Below are 6,492 nucleotides of genomic sequence, written 5' to 3'. Positions count from 1 at the left end.
CCGCATCGAGCTCCAACAGCCGCGCCACCAGCACCGGCCTGGACACCCTCAGCCCCGCCGTGACCTCACCCCACGCGCCCGGCTCGCCCACCCCACGCCCTTCCGCCGCAGACACCAACACCCACAACGGTGCAGCCGCACAGCCCTCGGAAGGATCAGAAGTACCGTTCCCGAGACAGCAGCACGGGGCGGGGTGTACCACCCCCATGACAGCCGTACCCCCCGCATGCACCGCCCCACTGCAGTCACCTCCCCCTGACTCAAAGCCCGAGCAGCGAAAACATCCCGACCTGACATGCCGTCACTGACACCCACCCACCGACACCAAACCGGCACATCGCACCACCCCACCCACTCATACCACCTCAAGATCGAATTCTGATGCACGCCATTAGGACATCCTGTCGGGGCATCGCACGATCAGGTTGAGCTACGCGCCCGGAGACTGGCGACTTCCCGCCCGGGCAGAGTGCCAGCGTGATGATTCCACATATACGCCCTGCCCCCGGGGGCATCGGAGGGATCTTGTTCGGGGCCGTGTCAGGGGCCGAGGACAGCACCGGAATGGCATCTACGGCCCGACGGGACAGGGAGTTCCCTCCCAGAGAGGGGCTCCCTACCGGAGCTTGAACGCATCGGGGCGGACCCTTCGTCCGAGCATTCCCGCTGCCCCCCTTGGGTTCCGCGGACACGGCAGGCGATCACTCGCAGGAGAACAGGCTCTTCGCCTGTGGGGAATATGCCGAACCGGTGCCGAACCGTCCCCTCCCACCCGCGAATTCAGGATGGAGAATCCTCAGTGGGCACGACACGCGTGGCATCGGTGCGGGATCGGGCCGGGCAATCGGACTTCCTCCGGCTGCCGTACCGACTGCACGGCGGCGACGCCCTGTGGGCGCCGCCCCTTCTGAGGGAGCGGCGGCGCTTCCTGGATCCGGCGGTGAACCCCTTCTTCGAGTTCGGTGAGGCCAAGCTGTTCGTGGCGTACCGCGATGGCAGGCCGGTGGGGCGGATCGCCGCGTTGGTGAACCACCGTCACAACGAGCTGCACGACCCCGGTGCCGGGTTCTTCGGCCTGTTCGACGTGGTCGACGACGTAACCGTGGCGCAGCGGTTGCTCGACGCGGCAGCCGGTTGGCTGCGCGATCGCGGGAAGGAGACGATGCTGGGCCCGGCAAACTTTACCTTCAACCATGAAAGCGGCGTTCTGGTGGACGGCTTCGACCGAGCGCAGTCCCTTCTCACCCCCTACAACCCGCGCTACTACCCCGCCCTGATCGAGGCCGCCGGGCTGACCAAGGCCAAGGACTTCTACGCGTGGCACGGGCCGGTGCCGACGGAGGTGCCGACGGGTGTGGCCCGGGCCGCGGAGTGGGCTGCCCGCAGGCCTGGAGTCCGGGTCCGCAAGGTCCGTATGGGAGGCTTCGCCGCCGAGCTGCGGTTGTTCCGGGACATCTATAACGCCGCCTGGTCCGGCAATTGGGGGTTCTCCCCGATGACCGACCGTCAGGTAGCCCGCCTCGCCCGTGAGCTGCGTCCGGTTGTGCACCCGGAGCTGCTGCTGGTGGCCGAGGTCGGCGGTGAACCGGCCGGGATGCTGCTGTTGGTGCCGGACATCTGCGTCGCGCTGCGCGCCGCCGGTGGCCGGTTGACCCGTTGGGGGCTGCCGGTCGGCCTGGTCCGGATGCGGCGGGCCGCCCGGCGCATCACCCACCTCCGGACGCTGGCCGGCGGCGTCCGCCCCGAGCACCGCCGACTCGGCCTGGACGCCCTGATGTACAGGGAGTTGATGCGCGCCGCGTACCGGCTGGGCTTCCAGACCTTCGAAATGGGGCCGACGCTGGAAGACAACCAGCCGGTCATCCGCGTCGCCTCTCGGCTGGCCACGCGGACCAAGACCTACCGGATCTACCACCGCGTCATCTGAGCGCGCAGGCCGCAGCGGTGGGCGACCAGCCGCTCGGCCACCCGGTCCGGCATGAGCCACCGGGCCAGGCGTAGCGCCAGCCCGCCGCCGACTGCCGAGCCCGTCATGTCACGTCCGGGGCGGCCGCCGTGAGGGGCAGCGGTCGTCCGGTCATTGCCGCATAGGCGGCCGGGATGGCGTCGAGTGTCGCGGCCACGTCGGCCAGGTCGTGAACGGCGGTCGGCACCAGGCGCAGCTGCACCACGTCCGGCGGCACGACCGGGTACGACACCGCGGAGCAGAACACGCCATGCCGCAGGCGCATCGCTTCCACGTACTCGCCGGCCTGCGCCACGGTCATCGCGAGGTGGACCGGGGTGATGGGGCTGGCCGTTCCGCGCACCTCCATGCCCCGCTCGCGCAGCCCCGACTGCAGTGCTTCCGCGATCGTCCAGCAGCGCCGGCGCAGCTCCGGCCGGGACCGGATGAGGTCGAGCCGCACCCGGTTGCTCGCCACGATCGGCCACGGCAGGCTCTTGGCGAAGATCTGCGACCGCATCGTGTACCGGAGTCTCCACACCACCTCGGCGCTGGACGCGACGAACGCCCCGATACTCGCGCCGGCCTTGGCGAACGTGGCGAAATACAGGTCGATCCCGTCGTGAACGCCCTGCGCCTCGCCCGTGCCACCACCAGTAGGGCCCATGACCCCGAAGCCGTGCGCGTCGTCGACCAGCAATCGGAAGTCATACCGCTGCTTGAGTGCGACGATGTCTCGCAACGGTGCGACAGCGCCGGACATGCCGAAGACGCCTTCGGTCACCACGAGCACTGCCTCGTCCGGCGCGCGCTCGCGCTCGATCCGGGCGAGGACGTCGGCCAAGCGCTCGACATCGTTGTGCCGGAAGGCTCGCACCCGCCCGTTGCGCAGCCGCACGCCGTCCAGGATGCACGCGTGGCCGGCGCTGTCGTACACAAGCCAGTCCTGCCGGGTCAGCAGCGCGTCGATCAGCGAGATCATGCCCTGGTAGCCGTAGTTCAGGAACAGCGCGGCCGGCTTGCGGCAGAAGTCCGCCAGCTCGGTCTCCAGGGCCTCGAGGTCCTCCGTGTCGCCGGACATCATGCGCGAGCCCATCGGCGCCGACAATCCGTGCCGGGTGACGGACTCGATGTCGGCGGCACGGACAGCGGGGTCGCCGGCAAGCCCGAGGTAGTTGTTGAGACTCCACACCACCTGCGGCACGCCCTTATACATCATCCGGCTGCCGATGTCTCCCACCAGCCTGGGGAAGCACGCCGCGCCGTGGAGGCTGCGCGACCGCGTCGCGATCGGGTTGCCGGTGGACTCGACGAACTTGGCGAACAGATCCACGCGTCCCCCGTGAGGTGCGTATCGCAGGAATGAAGTCCCAACATACGGGGACAGCCTCGCGTTTGTGGCCCCTTCTCGAAGTCTCCTCGGCAGATGCACGCAAGCCGCCCATCAACTTCCGCTACTGGGAAGGCGGGTTCGGGACCGCCCGGCGCGAAGCCGAGCAGCCCCGCCGACCGGGCAGCCACCAGTTCGCCGGGCCCGCCAGTCGCATCACAGCGGGCACGAGCAGGGCACGCACCAGCGTGCAGTCCAGCAGGACAGCCACCGCCAGGCCCACGCCCACCACCCGCAGGTGCAACAGCCCGGCGAGCGCGAGCGAGGACATCGACACGGCAAAGACGAGCGCGGCCGAGGTGAACAGCCGCCCGGTGCGCTGGAGTCCGGCCGCCACCGCGACCGGAGTCGGTGCGCCGCGGCGGTGTTCCTCCAGGATCCGTGAGAGGAGGAACACCTCGTAGTCCATGGAGAGGCCGAACGCGACCGCGAACATCAGCGGGACGAGCACATCCGTGATCCCGGCTCCGGATACCCCGGGCAGCAGGCCCTGCTGGAACACGGCGACGAGGATACCGAAGGTGGCCGCCAGACTCAGCCCGTTCAGCAGCAGAGCCTTGACCGGTACCAGCAGACTGCGGGTGTAGAGCAGCAGCAGGAGAAAGGCGGCGCCGCAGGCGAGCCCTACGGCGAGCGGCAGACGACGTGTCAACGCCTGCTCGGTATCCGCCAGTCGGGCCCCCAGTCCGGCCACCGCGGCCGGCACCGGGGCGCTCACCGCGCGGATCCGCCGGGCGAGTTCACTGCCCTCGGGCGTCAACGGATCACGGGCGTACGACCGGGTGAGTACTTCCAGCCGACTGCCGTAGCCGTTGTCGAAGAGCGCGGCCCGTTCCGCCGGCACAGCCTCCCGCGCTCCCGAGCGATAGGTGCCGGTGACGGTGTCCACCCGGGCCACACCGGGGACCCGGGACAGCGTGCGGGCATAACCGTCGAGCGCCATCCCTCCGTGCAGCCCGGGGAGGACGACACCCGGGCCGCCCGCCCCGGCGGTGGCACCGAAGTCCTCACGCCAGGCACGGGCCGTGGCCGCGACGGGCGACGACCCCGGCAGCGTCCTGTGCGCGTACATTCCGAACCGGACCTGCAAGGACGGCGCGGCCAGCAGGACCAGCAGCGTGCACCCGGCCACAGTGATGCTGACGGGACGCTCGGCGACCCAGCGCGCGAGCCGCGCCCAGCGCCCCTCCCCCGAGTCCGGATCCCGCCACCGGGCCCGGCGCACCCGGGCGAACACGTCCCACCGGTCGATGTGTTCTCCCAGCAGGACGAGCAGAGCGGGCACCACCACCAGCGCTCCGACGGCAGCCGTGACGACGACCACGCCGCCCGCGAGGGCGAGCGACCGCAGCATCGGCAGAGGAATGACCAGCAAGGTGCACAGAGCCGCCGCCACAGTGCCGGCCGAGACGACCACAGCCCGCCCGGCCGTCCGCAGAGCGGCCACCACCATCCGGGCCGGGACCCGCACAGCCGCTTCCTCGCGGTAGCGGGAGACCAGAAGCAGGCTGTAGTCCACCGCCAGTCCGAACCCCAGAGCCGTGGCAACGCTCAGCGCGAAGGACGAAGCGGGTACCACGAAATCCAGCGGCCGGAGCAGAGCCGTGGCCGTGAGGACTGCGAACGCACCGACGAGCACCGGCAGCACCGCGGCCGGCACGCTCCCGAAGACCCACAGCAACACCGCCAGGACCAGCGGCGCCGCCACCATCTCGGCCAGCCGGAGCCCGTACTTGCTGAGCCGTTCGCTCTCGGACAGCTCAACGGCCCTGCCACCGGCCGCCACCCGTAAGGGCCCCGTCGACGCCTTCCGCCCCGTATACCTGGCGGCGACCTCGTCCGCCGCCTCCCTGGCCACGTGCTCGCCGCCCCGGAAACGGACCAGGACCAGAGCACGGTGCCCGTCGTGCGCGCGCAGTCCGGGCACCCGGGCCGGCCAGTACCCGCGCACCCACTCGGTACGGGGATCCGCGTCCAGCCCCGCCACCAGGACCCGCCCGGCCCGGGCGGCCGAGGGCTCGTCCACCGATCCGGGAGCGGCGGCGATCAGCACCAACTGAGGGTCGCCCACCCCGAACCGCGAGGCCAACACCGCCTCGGCCCGCACCGAGGGTGCCCCGTCCGGGACCCAGCTCTCCGCCGCAAACCGCCCGCCGCTCCCTGCCACCGCCCAGGCCGCGACTCCGGCCACGGCACAGGCCATCAACAGAGCCCACCACGCCCACCACCGGGCGCGGTCGCCTGCCCGCCCTCGCCGGCCCGACCGGACGCTCCACATCGTGCGCCTCGCCATGCCCGGAACAACGACGACGCATCGGCCGCGGCGTCACCGCAACTCTGTTCCCCGCAAGGCGGATTCAAAGTCCTGGTCATCCGGGAGATGTGCTGGTGATGATGGTGAAGCGGTGTCTGCTGGGCGTGTTGGACACACCGAGGCGTCGGTTGACGGGATGACCTCTCAAGTCGCCCTGAACGTCCGGGGCTTCTATGCGTCCGGCGTGAGGTGGTCCACGCGGAGGGCGACGGGGCCGAAGAGGTCCTTGATCGTGGTCAGGGCCGCGCTCTGGAGGGTGGCGGCGGGGACGGTGGTGCCGTCCGGGGCTGCCAGTGGCCGGGTGGCGGTGGCCTCGGCGACGACGGTGGGGCGGTAGCCGAGCGTGAAGGCGCCCTGGGCGGTGAACGTCACGCACATGTGGGTCATGAACCCGGCCAGCACCAGGTCGGGCCCCGAACCCAGTGCGCGCAGCGTGGCCTCCAAATCGGTGGCGTGGAAGGCGTCGGGGAACTGCTTGACCACCACCGGCTCCCCCTCCAGCGGGGCGACCTCGCCGCTGATCGCGCCGATCTCGGCCCGGATGTCGTACGGGGTGCCGGGGCCACCGTCGTTGACCACGTGCACCACCGGGCCCCCAGAGAGCGGGCGGCACCCAGCAGCCGGGCGCCAGCGGCCAAGGCGTCCTCGGCTCCGTCGAGGGCCATGACGCCGCTCCGGTAGGTGTTCTGAAAGTCGATCAGGACCACCGTGGCGTCCTTCAGGTGCGGCAACTGGTTGTCGAGGCCGATCACGTCACGCAGGCTCGTCGAAACAGACATAGGGAAATTCTGAGCTGAACTGGGTTTCGTAGCGGCCCTGAAGCCAGGCTTGATCGCCTCGGCA

4 protein-coding genes and 1 pseudogene are annotated in these 6,492 nt (G+C 70.5%); 1 reads left to right on the top strand and 4 read right to left on the bottom strand.

Annotated elements, in window-relative coordinates; translation table 11 throughout:
• Positions 1 to 799: 799 nt before the first annotated feature.
• The gene (locus tag I5Q34_RS33730) at positions 800 to 1,927 is read left to right on the top strand and encodes a GNAT family N-acetyltransferase (protein ID WP_199896310.1); all 1,128 of its coding nucleotides are present in this window, start codon (positions 800 to 802) and stop codon (positions 1,925 to 1,927) included.
• Here I5Q34_RS33730 and I5Q34_RS35685 read toward each other — a convergent pair.
• The 4 genes and pseudogenes from I5Q34_RS35685 to I5Q34_RS33715 all read right to left on the bottom strand — a co-directional run bounded on the left by I5Q34_RS35685 (position 1,909) and on the right by I5Q34_RS33715 (position 6,428).
• Entirely contained in the window at positions 1,909 to 2,034 is a 126-nt protein-coding gene (locus I5Q34_RS35685; RefSeq protein WP_267912075.1) for a hypothetical protein, read from the bottom strand. The two genes, I5Q34_RS33730 and I5Q34_RS35685, sit on opposite strands and share 19 nt — an antisense overlap.
• Positions 2,031 to 3,278 (bottom strand): aminotransferase class I/II-fold pyridoxal phosphate-dependent enzyme, encoded by a 1,248-nt coding sequence (locus tag I5Q34_RS33725; RefSeq protein ID WP_277965760.1) that lies wholly within the window; start codon positions 3,276 to 3,278, stop codon positions 2,031 to 2,033. The genes I5Q34_RS35685 and I5Q34_RS33725 overlap by 4 nt, the downstream gene beginning before the upstream one ends.
• Before the next feature lie 121 nt (positions 3,279 to 3,399).
• Positions 3,400 to 5,538, bottom strand: coding sequence for an MMPL family transporter (locus I5Q34_RS33720; RefSeq protein ID WP_199896309.1), 2,139 nt, complete (start codon positions 5,536 to 5,538; stop codon positions 3,400 to 3,402).
• A 282-nt stretch (positions 5,539 to 5,820) separates the two neighbouring features.
• Positions 5,821 to 6,428, bottom strand: a pseudogene (locus I5Q34_RS33715) (isochorismatase family protein).
• Positions 6,429 to 6,492: the final 64 nt, after the last annotated feature.

The organism is Streptomyces sp. AV19 (genome assembly GCF_015999245.1).
Lineage (GTDB): Bacteria > Actinomycetota > Actinomycetes > Streptomycetales > Streptomycetaceae > Streptomyces.
Note: the sequence above shows the minus strand (reverse complement) of the source record. Positions and strands in the feature narration are given on the sequence as shown.